Source organism: Terriglobales bacterium (assembly GCA_035624475.1).
Classification (GTDB): domain Bacteria; phylum Acidobacteriota; class Terriglobia; order Terriglobales; family Acidobacteriaceae; genus DASPRL01.
Window position 1 is genome coordinate 1 of sequence record DASPRL010000053.1, and the last position, 14,672, is coordinate 14,672.

16 protein-coding genes are annotated in these 14,672 nt (G+C 67.7%); 7 read left to right on the top strand and 9 right to left on the bottom strand.

The window, feature by feature from the left end:
• The 5 genes from glpX to VEG08_02500 form a co-directional block, all read right to left on the bottom strand.
• The coding region (gene glpX / locus VEG08_02480; protein ID HXZ26845.1) for a class II fructose-bisphosphatase at window positions 1-752 on the bottom strand (752 nt) is incomplete at its 3' end.
• 87 nt (window positions 753-839) lie between these two features.
• Window positions 840-1,106: a hypothetical protein gene (locus VEG08_02485; GenBank protein HXZ26846.1), complete on the bottom strand. Its 267-nt coding sequence runs from the start codon at window positions 1,104-1,106 to the stop codon at window positions 840-842.
• Window positions 1,103-1,303 (bottom strand): hypothetical protein, encoded by a 201-nt coding sequence (locus VEG08_02490; protein ID HXZ26847.1) that lies wholly within the window; start codon window positions 1,301-1,303, stop codon window positions 1,103-1,105. The genes VEG08_02485 and VEG08_02490 overlap by 4 nt, the downstream gene beginning before the upstream one ends.
• 38 nt (window positions 1,304-1,341) lie before the next feature.
• Window positions 1,342-2,520 carry an acyl-CoA dehydrogenase family protein gene (locus VEG08_02495; GenBank protein ID HXZ26848.1) on the bottom strand — a complete coding sequence of 393 codons (1,179 nt, stop codon included), beginning with the start codon at window positions 2,518-2,520 and terminating at the stop codon, window positions 1,342-1,344.
• Window positions 2,521-2,699: 179 nt separating this feature from the next.
• Window positions 2,700-3,488, bottom strand: coding sequence for a polysaccharide deacetylase family protein (locus tag VEG08_02500; protein ID HXZ26849.1), 789 nt, complete (start codon window positions 3,486-3,488; stop codon window positions 2,700-2,702).
• 186 nt (window positions 3,489-3,674) lie between these two features.
• On the opposite strand from VEG08_02500, the gene VEG08_02505 reads away from it, so the two are divergent.
• Complete coding sequence (locus VEG08_02505) at window positions 3,675-3,851, top strand: hypothetical protein (GenBank protein HXZ26850.1); 177 nt, start codon at window positions 3,675-3,677, stop codon at window positions 3,849-3,851.
• Between the two features lie 81 nt (window positions 3,852-3,932).
• Here VEG08_02505 and pyrF read toward each other — a convergent pair whose 3' ends face one another.
• Complete coding sequence (pyrF, locus tag VEG08_02510) at window positions 3,933-4,634, bottom strand: orotidine-5'-phosphate decarboxylase (protein ID HXZ26851.1); 702 nt, start codon at window positions 4,632-4,634, stop codon at window positions 3,933-3,935.
• 24 nt (window positions 4,635-4,658) lie between these two features.
• On the bottom strand, window positions 4,659-5,123 hold the full coding sequence (locus VEG08_02515) for a septal ring lytic transglycosylase RlpA family protein (GenBank protein ID HXZ26852.1): 465 nt from the start codon (window positions 5,121-5,123) through the stop codon (window positions 4,659-4,661).
• Window positions 5,124-5,698: 575 nt separating this feature from the next.
• Between VEG08_02515 and thiD the strand changes: the two genes are divergently transcribed.
• From thiD to aroA, 6 genes are all read left to right on the top strand, one after another.
• Complete coding sequence (gene thiD, locus VEG08_02520) at window positions 5,699-6,550, top strand: bifunctional hydroxymethylpyrimidine kinase/phosphomethylpyrimidine kinase (protein HXZ26853.1); 852 nt, start codon at window positions 5,699-5,701, stop codon at window positions 6,548-6,550.
• Window positions 6,551-6,619: 69 nt separating this feature from the next.
• The gene (locus VEG08_02525; GenBank protein HXZ26854.1) at window positions 6,620-7,855 is read left to right on the top strand and encodes a tetratricopeptide repeat protein; all 1,236 of its coding nucleotides are present in this window, start codon (window positions 6,620-6,622) and stop codon (window positions 7,853-7,855) included.
• Window positions 7,856-7,912: 57 nt separating this feature from the next.
• Window positions 7,913-8,236 (top strand): PspC domain-containing protein, encoded by a 324-nt coding sequence (locus tag VEG08_02530; GenBank protein ID HXZ26855.1) that lies wholly within the window; start codon window positions 7,913-7,915, stop codon window positions 8,234-8,236.
• A 137-nt stretch (window positions 8,237-8,373) separates the two neighbouring features.
• Window positions 8,374-9,171, top strand: a complete 798-nt coding sequence (locus VEG08_02535) for an alpha/beta fold hydrolase (GenBank protein ID HXZ26856.1) — start codon at window positions 8,374-8,376, stop codon at window positions 9,169-9,171.
• A gap of 12 nt (window positions 9,172-9,183) precedes the next feature.
• Window positions 9,184-9,591, top strand: a complete 408-nt coding sequence (locus VEG08_02540; GenBank protein HXZ26857.1) for a hypothetical protein — start codon at window positions 9,184-9,186, stop codon at window positions 9,589-9,591.
• A 19-nt stretch (window positions 9,592-9,610) separates the two neighbouring features.
• Window positions 9,611-10,900 (top strand): 3-phosphoshikimate 1-carboxyvinyltransferase, encoded by a 1,290-nt coding sequence (gene aroA / locus VEG08_02545; GenBank protein HXZ26858.1) that lies wholly within the window; start codon window positions 9,611-9,613, stop codon window positions 10,898-10,900.
• Between the two features lie 11 nt (window positions 10,901-10,911).
• Here aroA and VEG08_02550 read toward each other — a convergent pair whose 3' ends face one another.
• Window positions 10,912-13,113, bottom strand: a complete 2,202-nt coding sequence (locus tag VEG08_02550) for a SulP family inorganic anion transporter (GenBank protein ID HXZ26859.1) — start codon at window positions 13,111-13,113, stop codon at window positions 10,912-10,914.
• A gap of 202 nt (window positions 13,114-13,315) precedes the next feature.
• Complete coding sequence (locus VEG08_02555) at window positions 13,316-14,446, bottom strand: hypothetical protein (GenBank protein ID HXZ26860.1); 1,131 nt, start codon at window positions 14,444-14,446, stop codon at window positions 13,316-13,318.
• Window positions 14,447-14,672: the final 226 nt, after the last annotated feature.

Here is a 14,672-nt window from a genome sequence, read left to right on the forward strand (position 1 = left end):
CCGTTCAGGCAGCGGACGGCGGCGGCCGTGAGCACGCCCTCGGGCGCTCCTCCGGTTCCCATGACCGCGTGCACCCCGGTGCCGATCACGGCGGCGGCGATGCCGGGCGAGAGGTCGCCGTCGCTGATGAGCTTGATGCGCGCGCCCGCGGCGCGGACCTCGGCGATCAGCTTCTCGTGCCGTGGCCGGTCCAGGATCACCACCACCAGGTCCTCCACGTCGCGGCCCAGCGCCTTGGCGATGCGCTTCAGGTTGTGGGCCACGGGCGCATCCAGGTCCACCTCGCCCTTGCACGAGGGGCCGACCACGATCTTCTCCATGTAGCAGTCGGGAGCGTGCAGCAGACCGCCCTTCTCCGAGGCGGCCAGCACCGCGATGGAGCCGGGCGAGCCGGTGGCGCACAGGTTGGTGCCCTCCAGCGGGTCCACGGCGATATCGATCTCCGGGACCTGGGTGCCGTCGGGGAACTCGGCGCCGACCTTTTCGCCGATGTAGAGCATGGGGGCCTCGTCGCGCTCGCCTTCGCCGATGACGATGGTGCCGCGCATGGGCACGGTGTCCATGGTCTTGCGCATGGCCTCCACCGCCACGTGGTCGGCGAACTTGCGCTCGCCCTGGCCCATGGTCTTGGCGGCGGCGATGGCGGCGTTCTCCACCACCCGCAGGAACTCCAGCGCCAGGTCGGACTCCATATTCTGGCCGAAACTCTTGGCCAGCGCCTTGGCGTCCCGGTTCGTCACTGGTGTTGCCATGACCGCCTCCCGCTAGAGAGTGCCTCCAGAAGCATCGCGCATCATGCTCCTTGAGATTGCAGACCGTCAATAGCCGCCACGCCCTTGCTATCTCGGTTTCGACCGTACCAGCGCATCGTACTCGGCGTGCGTACCGACCCAAAACCAGAGGAGTCCATCGACGGACTCGACCGCAAGCGCCCGGTGGTGAAGCCCGACCCGCACGGAGCGGAAGCGGCCGACCTTCTTGAAGTGAAGCGAGGGATGCTTGGGATCGTCCTTCAACAGGCGGAAGGACTTGTCGGCAAGTTCGCGAACCGGCGCGGGCAGAGCGCGGTAACAGACCCAAAAGTCCGGGGTGGCGTGGTGGGTCACAGCTTGCTGGATTTGCCCGCCGCGTGCTCGCGCAGAGCGCGGTCGGCGAGGGCGTCGAGCTTGCCGGCCTCGGCGTCCGCCTCGAACTGGCGGTCCCAGGCCTCCGCATCAAAGGCGGCAAACCACTCGCGAAACGCAGCCAGCTCTTCTGCAGTGAACGCCTGGACTTCCCGCTCGACTTTGTCCACCTTGCTCATAGGCCGTAACTTACCACATCTCTCCGGCCGTCCCGTAGTCAGAATGCGTCAATCCCCGTGACCGCCGCCCCGATGATCAGGGCGTGGATGTCGTGCGTGCCCTCGTAAGTCTTCACCGACTCCAGGTTTGCCATGTGGCGGAAGATGGGGTACTCATCGGCGATGCCGTTGGCTCCCAGGATGTCGCGCGCCAGCCGGGCGCACTCCAGCGCCATCCACACGTTGTTGCGCTTGGCCATGGAGATCTGCTGGTGCTGCACCTTGTTCTTGTCCTTCAGCCGCCCCACCTGCAGGACTAGGAGCTGTGCCTTGGTGATCTCCGAGATCATCCACGCCAGCTTCTCCTGCACCAGTTGGTGGGAGGCGATGGGCTGGTCGCGGAACTGCTTGCGGAAGAGCGCGTACTGCAGGGCGCAGTCGTAGCAGGCCATGGCCGCGCCCACCGCGCCCCAGGCGATGCCGTAGCGCGCCTGGTTCAAGCACATCAGCGGCGACTTCAGCCCGTCGGACTTGGGCAGCAGGTTCGACGCCGGCACGCGCACGTCCTGCAGGGAAAGGCTGGAGGTCACGCTCGCCCGCAGCGACCACTTGCCGTGCACGTCGGCGGCCTTGAAGCCGGGGCGGCTGGTCTCCACCAGGAAGCCGCGGATCTTGCCGCCCTCGTCCTCGTTCTTGGCCCACACCACGGCCACATCGGCGATGGAGCCGGAGGTGATCCACATCTTTTCGCCGCTGAGCACGTATTCGTTGCCCACTTTCTTGGCGCGGGTGCGCATCCCCCCGGGATTGGAGCCGAAGTCGGGCTCGGTCAAGCCGAAGCACCCGATCTTCTCGCCCTTCTGCAGCCCGGGCAGCCACTGCTGCTTCTGCTCCTCGCTTCCGAACGCATAGATGGGATACATGACCAGCGCCGACTGCACGCTCACGAAGGAACGCACGCCGCTGTCGCCGCGCTCCAGCTCCTGCATCACCAGGCCGTACTCCACGTTCGACATCTCGGCGCAGCCGTAGCCCTTCAGGTTGGCCCCGAAGAAGCCCAGCCCGCCCATCGGCTTCACCAATTCGCGCGGGAAGCGGCCTTCGCGGTTGCACTGCTCGATGACTGGAATGAGGTTCTCTTCGATGAACTTGCGGGTGTTGTCGCGCACCAGGCGTTCGTCGTCGCTGAGCAGGGTATCGAAGTCGATGAAATCGACGCCGCGGAACTTGAGGGCCATGATCGTCTCTCGCTTCTATGAGATGGCTGGGCAGGAAAACTCCTAAAGCTAACAGAGGCCCCTGGGAGGGTCAAACGGAGCGATCGGATTCTCGGGTCAATGAAGGAACGGGTTTCCTTTGCGTCCTTCGTGTGCCCTTGGTGTCCTTTGTGGTGGGCTCTTCCGGAGGATCAAGCGACTCAATGCTTCACTGCCTGCATGTACTCGCTCAGGGTGACGAAGCGGTAGCCGCGGGCCTGCAGCTCCGGGATCAGCGTCTCCAGTGTCCTCACCGTCGAGGACAGTTCGTGGAAGGCCAAGATGTGAGTGGTGAGGCCGCGCTTCTCGCGCTCTGTGATGGTGCGCTCCACCGAATCCGCCAGCGAGGGCCGCGGACAGTGCTGGGGATGCTCGCCGGCGCACTGGTAGTCGAGGGTGTTCACGTCGCGCAGCGCCGGCGGCGCCTCCGCGGTGATGGTCATCACCTGGTAGCCGCGGGATTCAAGGTGCTTGCGCGCGTCCGCGCTCAGCAGCCAGTCGGGCGGCCGCAGGAAACGCGGCTTCTTGCCGGTCAGCGCCTGGAGCAGCTTCGATTCCTTGTCGACGTCCTCCAGCACCCAGGTCAAGCCCTCGCGCCGCTCCTGCTTCTCCAGGTTGAGGTGGCTGAAGGTGTGGTTCTCGAGCTCGTGCCCGCGCTTCACCACCTCCTTGGCGGCGGCCAGGCAGGTGATCCCCAGCTTGGGCTCCTCGCGCGCGCCCTGGGAGTTCTTGGTCAGCCGCCAGCCCACCACGAAAAAGGTCGCCCTGACGTGGTTCTTGTCCAGCAGGGCGAGCAGGCTGGGCGAGACCTTGTCGGGCGGCAGCTGGATCCCCAGCAGCACGTAGGGCCGCGGGCCGTCGTCGAAGGTCAGGGCGATGAGCTTCTGCTGCGCCGCGGCCAGCGGCGCCGCCAGCAGGAAGAAGGTGAGGAGTACCTGTGCGCGTTTCATCGGGTCCTTTCGATTCTCACACGCCGCAGCTTGCCTGCCAAACCGGGAACCGGGAACTGGGAACCGGCCACCGCCTTCGTGTACAATCGAGGACGAAACGGCGAGTAGCAATCCTTCCCGGAATTCTTACTCCCGACATTCCCAGGCGGCTCCCCAGGGCGGGGAGATTCCTGTCAGGAGCGAGGCATGAAGATCGCAAAGACCGCAGACCGCAAAAAGCTGATGGACACCTCCAAGAGCCATGACTGCCCCAAGTGCGGCAAGCCCGCCCGCATCGTCAAGCGGGTGAAGGACCGCGAGCGCGGCGTGCCCGGGGGCATGTTCATCTCCTGCTCCGTCTGCGAGTTCTACGAGAAGCTCTAGAAGCCGTGGATCGTGGCTAGTGGTCAGTGGCCAGCGGGAACCCGCTAACTCCTAACTCCCGATTACTGACTACCACCGGGGCTAGCCGCCGATCTCTTCCAGGATGGCCCTGGCTGCCGCCGCCGGATCCGGCGCCGCGGTGATGGGTCGTCCCACCACAATATGGCTGGCGCCGGCGGCGATGGCCTGAGCCGGGGTGGCCACCCGAGTCTGATCTCCCTGGTCGGCCCCTGCCGGGCGCACCCCCGGGGTCACGATCGCCATGCCCGGTCCCAAGAGCTGCCGCAGCGCCCGGGCCTCCCGAGGCGAGGTCACCACCCCGCCACAGCCGCAGGTCTGGGCCAGCCGGCCCATCTTCTGCGCCTGCTCCAGGACGGTGGTAGGGAACCCGACCTCCCTCAGGTCCTCATCGGAGAAGCTGGTCAGCACGGTGACGGCCAGGATGAGGGGTTTGCCGGGGCTCGAGGCCGCCGCCTCCACCGCCGCCCGCAGCATCTTGGAGCCCCCGGCGCCGTGGACCGTCAGCATGCTGACACCCAGGGCGCAGGCCTCCGCCACGGCCTTGCCTACAGTATTTGGAATATCGTGGTACTTCAGGTCCAGAAAAACCTTACGGCCGGAGGCCACCAGGTCGCGGACGACCTGCGGCCCCTCGGCCGTGAAGAGCTGTTTACCAACCTTGTACGTTGAGGCGGAGGCCCCCACTTTGGCCACGATTTCCCGCGCCAGGAGCGCTTTTTCCACGTCCAGGGCCACGATCAGGCGGTCGCGGTTCTCGGCCATCAAGGGCCAGTGTAGCTGTTTTTCCTATTGTTGTCCCGTCAGATCAGTCGCCATCGCCACCACCTCCGGGGTGACGATGTCCAGGCGGACCCTCTCCACCCCCCGGGCCCGCAGATCGAGCAGTTGGGCGGCCCCGTAGGAGAGGTCGATGATGCGGGATTCCGGCACCGGCCCGCGGTCATTGATCCGCACGATGACCCACCTGCCGTTTCTCAGGTTGGTGACCTTAACCCACGTCCCTAGTGGGAGTTGCCGGTGAGCCGCGGTGAGCTGGAACATGTCGTAAGGCTCGCCGCTGGCGGTGGTGCGGCCGTCGAACTGCTTGCCGTACCAAGAGGCCCTACCCGTCTGGTAGGGCTTGGGATCGGATTGTGGAGTGGCTATTGGAGGCTTCTTGTTCTTAGGCTTGGCGCTTCCTGTGCCGGGTGCCGCCCCCATGGTCGTGACCAGACAAATAGCCACCATCAGGTGAGCTAGTACTCGTCGCATTCAAACACCTCGTCTTTTCGTAATTCTCGTGCTCCTCCTACCCCTTCAAAAAGTCAGATAATTCTAAGAAAACAAACGGGAAAAGTCAATCCCAGGCAGCGCGACTCCGTTGCAGATTTGCCGCACCACCTACTTCCGCAGGGGCCCCGGGGTCGGGGCTGATTGCCGCTCTGGGAGCGGCCTTCGGCCGACCCATCCTGGGGCGCCGCCGAGCTACCGCACCCTCCTTTCGGGTGGCGGCATGGACTCCAGCTCCGGCGGGTGCCACGGCTGGCCGTCACCTATCCATCCCGGGCTGCTGCCCAACTCCTCCCTCTCGAACCAGAGGGGCAGCAGAAGTAACGCCGCCGTTCCTGGCGGCTGGGTGGCAGGCGCCCTTCTGCCCGGGTCGCGGGCGGGGCGCCAGCGCTGCTCGGTAGACGGCGGTCCGGCCCGGTTCCTGGGAAGACCTCGCCCGATCCTGAGGCACAGAAGTGTAAGACTCGACGCCTGACTCCCTGGCCGCACCGCGCGCAAAAAAAGTTCTGATTGAGGGTTTGCAGGGGCGGCGGTTTGGGTTAGATTTGCGTCCTAGCATGAACCAGACGCCGCCCGTCATCCTCAGCATCGCCGGCTTCGATCCTACCTCCGGGGCCGGTACCACCGCCGACATCAAGACCATCGCCGCCCACGGTTGCTACGGCGTGGCCTGCATCACCGCGCTCACGGTGCAGTCCACCACCGGCGTGCGCCGGGTGGAGCCTGTGCCGGCCAAGCTGGTGCGCGACACCCTGCGCGAGCTGGCCGCCGACATGCCCATCGCCGCCGTGCGCATCGGCATGCTGGCTTCCGACGAAGTGGTCGCGGCAGTCGTGGACTTCCTGCAGGCCGCCAAGATCCCCCACGTGGTGCTCGATCCGGTCCTGCGCTCCACCAGCGGCAGCCCCCTGCTCGACAAGGCGGGCATCGAGCGCATGCAGAAGCAACTGCTGCCCCTGGTGAGCGTGATCACCCCCAACATCGAGGAGGCGGGCGCGCTCGCCGGCATGAAGGTCACCAACCTGGAGGAGATGCACGCCGCCGCCGCCAAGCTGCACAAGCTGGGCGCGCGCCAGGTCATTGTCACCGGCGGGCACCTGGAGAAGGCCGTGGACCTGGTCAGCGTGGCCGCTTCCAACGGTACGCCCCCGGAGCAGATCGAGTTCGGCTCCGACCGCCTGCGCTCCACCTCCACCCACGGCACCGGCTGCGCCTTCGCCACTGCTCTGGCCGTCAACCTTGCTCAAGGCAAGCAGCTCCAGGATGCGGCGGTGCTGGCCAAGGCCTACGTCACCAAGGCCATCGCCCGCGCCTATCCCCTGGGCAAAGGTTCCGGACCCGTGCACCATCTCTTCCGCATGGACGAGCAGCCGCGGCCGGCCGCGGACGCGGTCGAGCCCAAGCACTAGCCGCCTCAGGCGGCGTGCAGGCCCGGAATAGCGGGGGACGCTGCCAATCGGGTACACTCGACCTTCCCCATGCGATTTCGCTCCGTACTCCTCCCCTGCGCCTGCCTGTTCTTCCTCGCCCTGCTGTCGCGCGCCCCGCACCTGGCTGCGCAGCAGGATGCCTCGGCGGCGCTCCCGCCCATCACCGCCACCATGAAGTCCGACCCCCTCACCCGCACCGCTTTCGATCACTACTACAACCTGGAGTACGACCAGGCGGTGAAGGAGTTCGAGCGCGCCCTCCAGCAACATCCCCAGGACCCTTTCGCCGTCAACCACCTCATCAACGCCCTGATGTTCCGCGAGCTCTACCGCACCGGGGCCCTCGACACCAGCCTCTACGCCAACAACTCCTTCATCAACAAGAAGACCTATCCCGTGGATCCGGCGGTGAAGCAGCGCATCCAGGAACTCACCCAGCGCGCCCTGCAGCTCGAGCAGGAGCGGCTGAAGGTGAATCCCAACGATGTGGACACGCTCTATGCCCGCGGCACCACCCTGGGCTTGCGCGCCACCTACATCGGCCTGGTGGATAAGGCCTGGTACTCGGCGCTGCGCAGTGCTCTGGCCGCCCGCCACGACCAGGAGCGCGTGCTGCAGCTCGATCCCAACTACTCCGACGCCAAGACCCTGGTGGGCACGCACAACTACGTCATCGCGGGGCTGCCCTGGGTGATCAAGGTGGCGGCGGCGGTGGTGGGGGTGAGCGGCAGCCGGCAGAAGGGCCTGCAGCAATTGCAGGAGGCCGCCGCCGCCGGCGGCGAAACCGCGGTGGACGCCAACGTCATCCTCGGCCTCTTCTACCGCCGCGAACAGCGCTACGACGAGGCCTTACAGCGGGTGCGCGGCCTCCTCGCCGCCCATCCCAAGAACTTCCTCTTCCAGCTCGAGGAAGCCAACCTGCTCAACGCCGCCGGCCACGGCCCGGAGGCCATCGCCGCCTACGGCCGCATCCTGCAGGAAGGGAAGCAGGGCTACTTCGCCGATCCCCACCTGGAGCTGGCCGCCTTCGGTCTGGGCGAGGCGCTGCGCGGCCAGCATCACTTCCCGGAGGCTCGCGACGCCTACGAGAGCGTCAACCAGTATCCCCACCGCGATCCCGAGCTGCGCCAGAGGGCCGTGCTGGCCACCGCCGAGATGGACGACGTGCTGGGGCAGCGCGACCAGGCCCTGGCCAGGTATCGCGAGGTCATCGCCCAGAACGGCGCCACTCCCGAGGCGGACCTTGCCCGCAAGCACCTCAAGCAACCCTTCCGTATGCCATAATCGCGGAAGAGGGAACTTCCTTCCTCCGCTTGCGTATTCCTCACTAGGGGGATCGCCATGTACTGCAATTACTGTGGCAAGGTCATCCAGGACGACGCTAACTTGTGCGCCTACTGCGGCAAGCGGGTGGGCGCGGTGGTGGCGCGCCGCCGCCTGGTGCGCCCGCGCGAGGGCCGCTGGATCGCCGGCGTCTGCCGCGGCTTCGCCGAGTACTTCGACATCGACGTGGCCCTGATCCGCCTGATGTGGGTGCTGGTGGTCTTCTTTGCCGGCGGCGGTATCCTGGCTTACATCATCGCCTGGATCATCATGCCGGAGGAGCCGAAGGTGGTCACGGTGGCCGCGCCCGCCGATGCCCACCCCACTCACCCGGCGCCGTGACTTCACGTCAAGCCACGGATGGATACGGAGGCTCACGGACGCAAGCCTCCTGAGAGCCGATCCGTGACCATCCGTGCGCATCCGTGGCTGCTTTGAAGTTCCGGCCGCGCGCGACTCGCGCTACACTATCCCCCCTCATGCAAGTCACCAGCGAAGACGCCAAGATCTTCTTTGAAGTCCAGGGCGAGGGGCCCCCGGTTGTGCTCCTCCATCCCTTTCCCGCCAACCACGAGATCTGGGCGCCGGTGGCCGAGCGTCTGGCCGCGAGGTATCGCTGCATCCTGCCCGACCTGCGCGCCCACGGCGACTCCGAGGCCGGCGTCGGCCCCGCCCTCATGGCCCGCCATGCCCAGGACCTCAACCGCGTCTGCGAGCAGGCGGCGGTGGGCAAGGCCGTCTTCGCCGGGGTCTCCATCGGCGGCTACGTCCTCTTCGAGTTCTGGCGGCGGTTTCCCGAGCGCGTGCACGCCCTCATCTTCTGCGATACCCGCGCTTCGGCTGACAGTGAAGAGGCCCGCGCCGCCCGCCTCAAGTCCGCCGAGGACGTCCTGCAGAACGGCCCCGAGCCCTTCTTCGAGGCGCTGCTTCCCAAGCTGCTGGGCGAGACCACGCGGCGCGAGCGTCCCGACCTGGTGGAGCAGGCGCGCAAGATGATGGCCAGGATGCTGACCGAGCGTATCGCCGCGGTGCAGCAGGGCATGGCCGCCCGCCCCGACTCCATCCCCACGCTCGCCACCATCACCGTTCCCACGCTGGTGCTGGTCGGGGACGAGGACACACTCACCCCGCGCGCCGACGCCGAGGTCATCCTCCAGGGCATCCCCGGTTCGCAGTTGAAAGCCATCCCCCGCGCCGGCCACTTCGTCCCCTTCGAGCAGCCGGAGGCCACCGCCGCCGCCCTGCTCGCCTTCCTCGATTCTCTGCCGCGCTGGTAGAATCGCTAGGCCATGTTGGAAGCCTATCTCGTTCCCGAGAAGACCCGGGTCACCGCCAAGGGCGACGGTGCGGCGGTGGACCTCAGCGCTGCCAAGGGCCGCGTCTTCCTCGCTACCCTCGCCATCACCGACATCATCGAGCAGGAGTCGCTCGACGTCAGCCTCTGGGGCTCGGCCGACGGCCAGAATTGGGGGCAGAAGTCCCTGGCCGCCTTTCCCCAGCTTTTCTACCGCGGCGAGACCCCGCTGCTGGTGGACCTGACCGCGCAGCCCGCGATCAAGTCTTTGCGCGCCCACTGGGAAGTCGCGCGCTGGGGGCGCGGCGAGCCTACGCCCATGTTCGTCTTCCACGTCACCCTGAAGGAAGTGCCGGCGGAGATGATGAAGGAAGTCAGCGCCGCGGCCGCGGCCCGCAAGTAGCGCGGCAGCGGCCTCCGCCATGGCCGATCCCTCGAGCGTCGTCGTCCGCCCGGCACAGAACGTGCTGGGCTCGCTGCGCCTGCCCGGCGACAAGTCCATCTCCCATCGCTATGCCATGCTGGCCGCGCTGGCCGAAGGCACCACCCACCTCGAGAACTTCTCCACCGGCGCCGACTGCGCCTCCACCCTGGCCTGCATGGAGGCGCTGGGCGCGCGCGTCACCCGCGGCGCCGAAGGCGTCGTAGACATCGAAGGCCGCACATTGCAGCCGCCCGCGCGCCCCCTCGACTGCGGCAACTCCGGCTCCACCATGCGCCTGCTGGCCGGCATCCTCGCCGGACAAAGCTTCTCGAGCGAGCTGGTCGGCGACGCCTCGCTCTCCCGCCGCCCCATGGCGCGCGTGGCCGAGCCTCTAAGGAAGATGGGCGCAACCATCACCTGCGGCCCCAACGACCTTCCGCCTCTGCGCATCGCCGGAGCGCGCCTGCGTGCCATTGATTACATCCTGCCCCTCCCCAGCGCCCAGGTGAAGACCGCGGTGCTCTTCGCCGGGCTCTTGGCCGCGGGCGAGACCGCGGTGGAAGAGCCGCTCCGCACCCGCGACCACGGCGAATTGGCCTTGCGCGCCTTTGGCGCCGAAGTCACGCGCCTCCGCCGCCGCGCCTCTATCCGCGGCGGGCAGAGGCTGCGCGCCATCACCGCCCGCGTCCCCGGCGACATCTCTTCCGCCGCCTTCTTCCTCTGCGCCGCCGCCCTCTTTCCCGACTCCAACCTGGTGATCGACGCCCTGGGCATGAACCCCACCCGCGCCGCGCTGCTCGACGTGCTGGCTGCGCTGGGCGCGCGCGTCGCCGTCATCAACCTGGAAGAGCGCCACGGTGAATTGGTGGGCACGGTCAAGGTGGAGGCGGGGGCGCTGAAGGGCGCCACCATCGCGGGCGCGCAGTCGGCCGCGCTCATCGACGAATTGCCGGTGCTGGCCGCCATCGCGCCTTATACGAAAGACGGCATCGAGATCTGCGACGCCGCCGAATTGCGCGTCAAGGAGTCCGACCGCATCGCCGCGGTCGCCCGGAACCTGCGCGCCATGGGCGCCCAGGTGGAAGAACGGCCCGACGGCCTGCGCGTGCCCGGCTCGCAGCCGCTGCGCGGCGCCGAGGTGGACTCCGCCGGCGACCATCGCATCGCCATGGCCTTCGCCGTGGCCGCCCTGCGCGCCCAAGGCGACACTCTCATCCGCGGCGCCGACGCCGCCCGCATCTCCTTCCCGGAATTCTTCGCCCTGCTCGGCGCCGTTGCCCAGGGTTAAGGCTCCGCGCCTCAGTCCTCTTCCAGCGCGCGCAGCTCGCGGTCGGCATGACGCATGCGGTACGCGATCACGCGGGCCAGGCCTTCCATCAGGTTCATGGCCAAGTGCCGGTGTTCTTCCGAGAGGGCGTCGAAGCGCGCGCGCGACAGAGCGTAGAGTTCGACGTCGGTGGAAGCCACCGCGTCGGCCGAGCGCGGCTTGCCGTCCAGGAACGCGATCTCGCCAAAGAAGTCGCCGCGCCCGAAGGTGGCCAGGTGGTAGCTGCGCTGCCCGCTCAGCGGCAGGACCACACGCACGGAGCCGCTGCGGATGAGGAAGAGCACGTCGTTCGTGTCGCCCAGGCTGAAGATGCGCTCTCCGGCCTGGAAGCTGCGCTGCTCCATGGCCGACTGGAGCGCCGCCAGCGTCTCTTCCTTGCGCCCCTGGAAAATGGCGATCTCGCGCAGCTCCAGCGGCGCCACCTCGGCACGCTCCACCTGCTCCTCCCCCAGGATGCGGTTCTCCACCCACTCCAGCGCGTCGTCCAGTTCGGCGAAGGTGCGCACGTGCCGCTCCGAGCGCGCCAGGCCCATCACGTCGAAGTAGCGCTGCATGTCCTGCCCGCTGGGCACGTTGGCCGGCACCCGGCTGAAGATGAGGAAGCCCTTGCGCTCCGAGAGCATGTCCTCGAGCTGTTCCAGCAGGTGGGCGGCGGTGAAGTCCACCGACTGCACCCGCCGCATGTCCAGGATCACGTACGTGCGCGTCTTCACCTCCGGCTCCAGTTCCGAGTAGAGCTGGTCGGCGGTACCGAAGAACAGGCTGCCCTGCAATTCGCAGATGACGGTGCGATCGCCGCGGCGCTCCAGGATCTCCATCTCCTCGGGCAGGCGCATCTGCTTGGAGAACATGTGGTTGCCGTAGGCCTTGCGGCGCACCGGCGAGCCTCCCATCTTCTGTCCCACGAACAGCAGGATGGCCAGCCCGATGCCCACCGCCGAGGCCGCGATCAGGCCCACCGTCTCCGCCGCCACCACCACGGTCACGATCACCAGGAAGTCCAGGGCGGTGGCGCGCGAGCGCAGCAGGTGCAGGCTGCGGTAGTCGATCATGCGCAGCCCGACCACCAGCAGGATGCCGGCCAGGGCCGCGATGGGCAGCCAGGCGACCAGCCGGCCCAGCGCCAGGAAGGCCACCAGGGCCAGTGCTCCTTCGAAGAGGCCCGACCAGCGTGTCTGCCCGCCGCTCGACAGGTTCACCAGGGTCGCGCCCATCTGTCCCGAGCCGGGCACGCCGCCCGTGAAGGTGGCGGCCAGGTTGCCCAGCCCTTGCCCGATCAGTTCGCGGTTGGAGTTGTGGCGGCTGTGCGTGAGCGCGTCCAGCACCACCCCCGTCTTCAGCGTGTCGATGGAGAGCAGCACCGCCAGGGTCATAGCCGGGCCGACCAGGATCTCCAACTCCGCCAGGCTGATCGCGCCCATCGCCTGCCAGCGTTCCGCCAGGGTCTGCAGGAAGCCCACGCTGGTGGGCGCCAGCGCGCCAATCACCAGCTTGTTGCCGGCCAGTTGCAGCAGCGAGCGGTCGGCCAGGCTCAACCCGAAGTAGGTCGCCACTCCCGCCGCCAGCCCCAGGATGGCCGCCGGCACCGCCTTGGTGAGCTTCCCCGCGGTCAGCATCACCACGATGGTGACCGCGCCCACCACGAGCCCGTGCCACTCCCAGGCCGCAGGCGTCCGCAGGCTCTGCCAGAAGCCGAAATCCTTGGGCGTTCCCAGGAACTTCGGCACCTGGCCGAGAATGATGATCAGCCCCACCCCGCTCAGGTAACCGCTCACCACCGGATAGGGCATGTACTTGATGAGCTTGCCCAGCCCCGCCATCCCAAAACCGATCTGGAAGAGGGCGCACAGCAGCGCCACCAGCGCCAGCATGACCAGAACCTCGTCCGCGCCCACACCCTTCTGGGTGGCCTCCAGGGTGAAGGCGGAGAGCACGGCCGCCGCCGGCGCGCTGGGGGTGGTGATCAGCCGGCGCGTGCCCCCAAAGGCGGGGGCCACCAGCCCCAGCGCGATGGTCCCCAGGATGCCGGCGACGGCGCCCTGGGCGGCGTAGGCTCGGCCCAGCGGCGTGAAGATGATCACGCCGAAGGCGATGGCCGAGGGCAGCGCCACCAGCATGGCCGCCAGCCCGCCCCAGAAGTCGCCTGCCAGGTTGGGACTCTTCGAGATCTTCACGAAAACGCCGCTCTCGCGCCCGGCGGCTCCTCCCGCCGGCGCGCGCCAAGGTCACAGAGGCCTGCGAAGCCATCCTACGGCAAGAAGGGAAGGGGAGGAAGGGGAGGCCGCAGGACGGTGGTGAGGTTCCGGGAACCTCTAAGGACGGCTCCGCGCTCGGCCGGGCCGGTCGGCGTGCCCGCGGGCTAGGGACGCGCTGGCCTCACTTCCCGCATTCTGTGAACTGTGCGTGGATGACAAAGGGCACGGTCGAGCCGGGAGCCACGTGCGTGGTCTGAATGTTGCCCGATATCCTTCCCCTTCCGTCTCCGTTCAGCTGCACGCGGGGTGCGGGAGGCTTGGTCAGCACTACCGGTCCGGCCACACTCACGTCCACGCACAGCGACTTGCCCGCTTCTTCCGGCCCCATCTGAACCTCATACCAGAAGTCGGCGGGCTGGCCTCCCAGCAGGTGCTCGCGGTCGAGGGCGCCGTCGACGAACTGGAAGATGTGAGCGTGGTACTCGCGGGTGTGGCTGCTGCCGTCGGTGATGCTCAACTCCACTGGGCCCGGATGCAGGCCGGGGGAGCATTCGACGGTGCTCACCGCCTGGCCGGCAGGACCGATGGCCATCACCACCGCCATGTCGCTCACCTGGCCGTCCTGCTCCGCGGTCGCGTGCGGGAATGTCCCGTTGAGATCGAATTGCGCTCCGCGACTGCAAAAGGACGGGGGATCCGAAGGAAGCTGGCTCACGGATGGCTGGTCGAGTGCGACCAGGACCGAGACGGCGCCTCCACCCTCGCTCCCTCCCGTGCTCACCTGCAGGTCTTTCGCGCCCGGGGGAACGCAAATGAGAAAGCCTCCGGCGGCGTTGGTGAAGCCGCCCCACTGCGGCGAGGCTGCGTCCTCCCCCGTGGCTGCCCGGCCGCTCCACTGGAAGGAAGGCTCATCCGGCGGGCCCGGATTGCCGTCGTGCGGACCGGGATTGGCTCCAGGTCCCGCCTTGCAGAAGTCGAGCGCGGTCCTCTGCCAGTCGGTGAACGAGCCGCCGCTGGGGGACTGCGGTGGCTCATGCCGCTGCTCCTCCTTCTTCTTGATGGGGTCGCCGATGACCTCGCCCATCAGCTCACCGCCGTTCACCGACACCGGTGCGTTGGCCACCGGCTGGTTGTCCGGGCCCATGACGTAGCCGGTCAGGATCCCCCCGGCGAAGGCGCTGCTGGGCAGCAGCAGCCGGTTCGGGTTCGGCTTCTCCGGCGCCGGCTTCGAACCTTTCAGCACCTGGGCGGAAGCGGGAAGGGAAGCGCCGAGAGCAAGAACGCTGAGCAGGATCCGGACGCGCAGGCGCATGATGGCTCCTCCGTGCAGCCCACGTTTCGGAGCGGCGGGCAGCCCGGCTCGCGCTCCCCGTGCGGAGGATCGGTGTGGGTGCTGGCCGCGGATTATAGCGCCATTGCTGGCGCGAATAGAAGCCGTGATCGAGGTCGCTCTTGACCCCGCCCGAGGGTGGCTTAAGCTGCCAGCTACCAGCTCCTGGCTGCCAACCCGGCCTTCCGCGTGTGCTACAGTGAAGCTG

Coding starts and splice junctions, on each gene's coding strand:
- VEG08_02490 (HXZ26847.1), bottom strand. CDS start 1,303: ATGAGCAAGGTGGACAAAGTCGAGCGGGAAGTCCAGGCGTTCACTGCA.
- VEG08_02495 (HXZ26848.1), bottom strand. CDS start 2,520: ATGGCCCTCAAGTTCCGCGGCGTCGATTTCATCGACTTCGATACCCTG.
- VEG08_02500 (HXZ26849.1), bottom strand. CDS start 3,488: ATGAAACGCGCACAGGTACTCCTCACCTTCTTCCTGCTGGCGGCGCCG.
- VEG08_02505 (HXZ26850.1), top strand. CDS start 3,675: ATGAAGATCGCAAAGACCGCAGACCGCAAAAAGCTGATGGACACCTCC.
- pyrF (HXZ26851.1), bottom strand. CDS start 4,634: ATGGCCGAGAACCGCGACCGCCTGATCGTGGCCCTGGACGTGGAAAAA.
- VEG08_02515 (HXZ26852.1), bottom strand. CDS start 5,123: ATGCGACGAGTACTAGCTCACCTGATGGTGGCTATTTGTCTGGTCACG.
- thiD (HXZ26853.1), top strand. CDS start 5,699: ATGAACCAGACGCCGCCCGTCATCCTCAGCATCGCCGGCTTCGATCCT.
- VEG08_02525 (HXZ26854.1), top strand. CDS start 6,620: ATGCGATTTCGCTCCGTACTCCTCCCCTGCGCCTGCCTGTTCTTCCTC.
- VEG08_02530 (HXZ26855.1), top strand. CDS start 7,913: ATGTACTGCAATTACTGTGGCAAGGTCATCCAGGACGACGCTAACTTG.
- VEG08_02535 (HXZ26856.1), top strand. CDS start 8,374: ATGCAAGTCACCAGCGAAGACGCCAAGATCTTCTTTGAAGTCCAGGGC.
- VEG08_02540 (HXZ26857.1), top strand. CDS start 9,184: ATGTTGGAAGCCTATCTCGTTCCCGAGAAGACCCGGGTCACCGCCAAG.
- aroA (HXZ26858.1), top strand. CDS start 9,611: ATGGCCGATCCCTCGAGCGTCGTCGTCCGCCCGGCACAGAACGTGCTG.
- VEG08_02555 (HXZ26860.1), bottom strand. CDS start 14,446: ATGCGCCTGCGCGTCCGGATCCTGCTCAGCGTTCTTGCTCTCGGCGCT.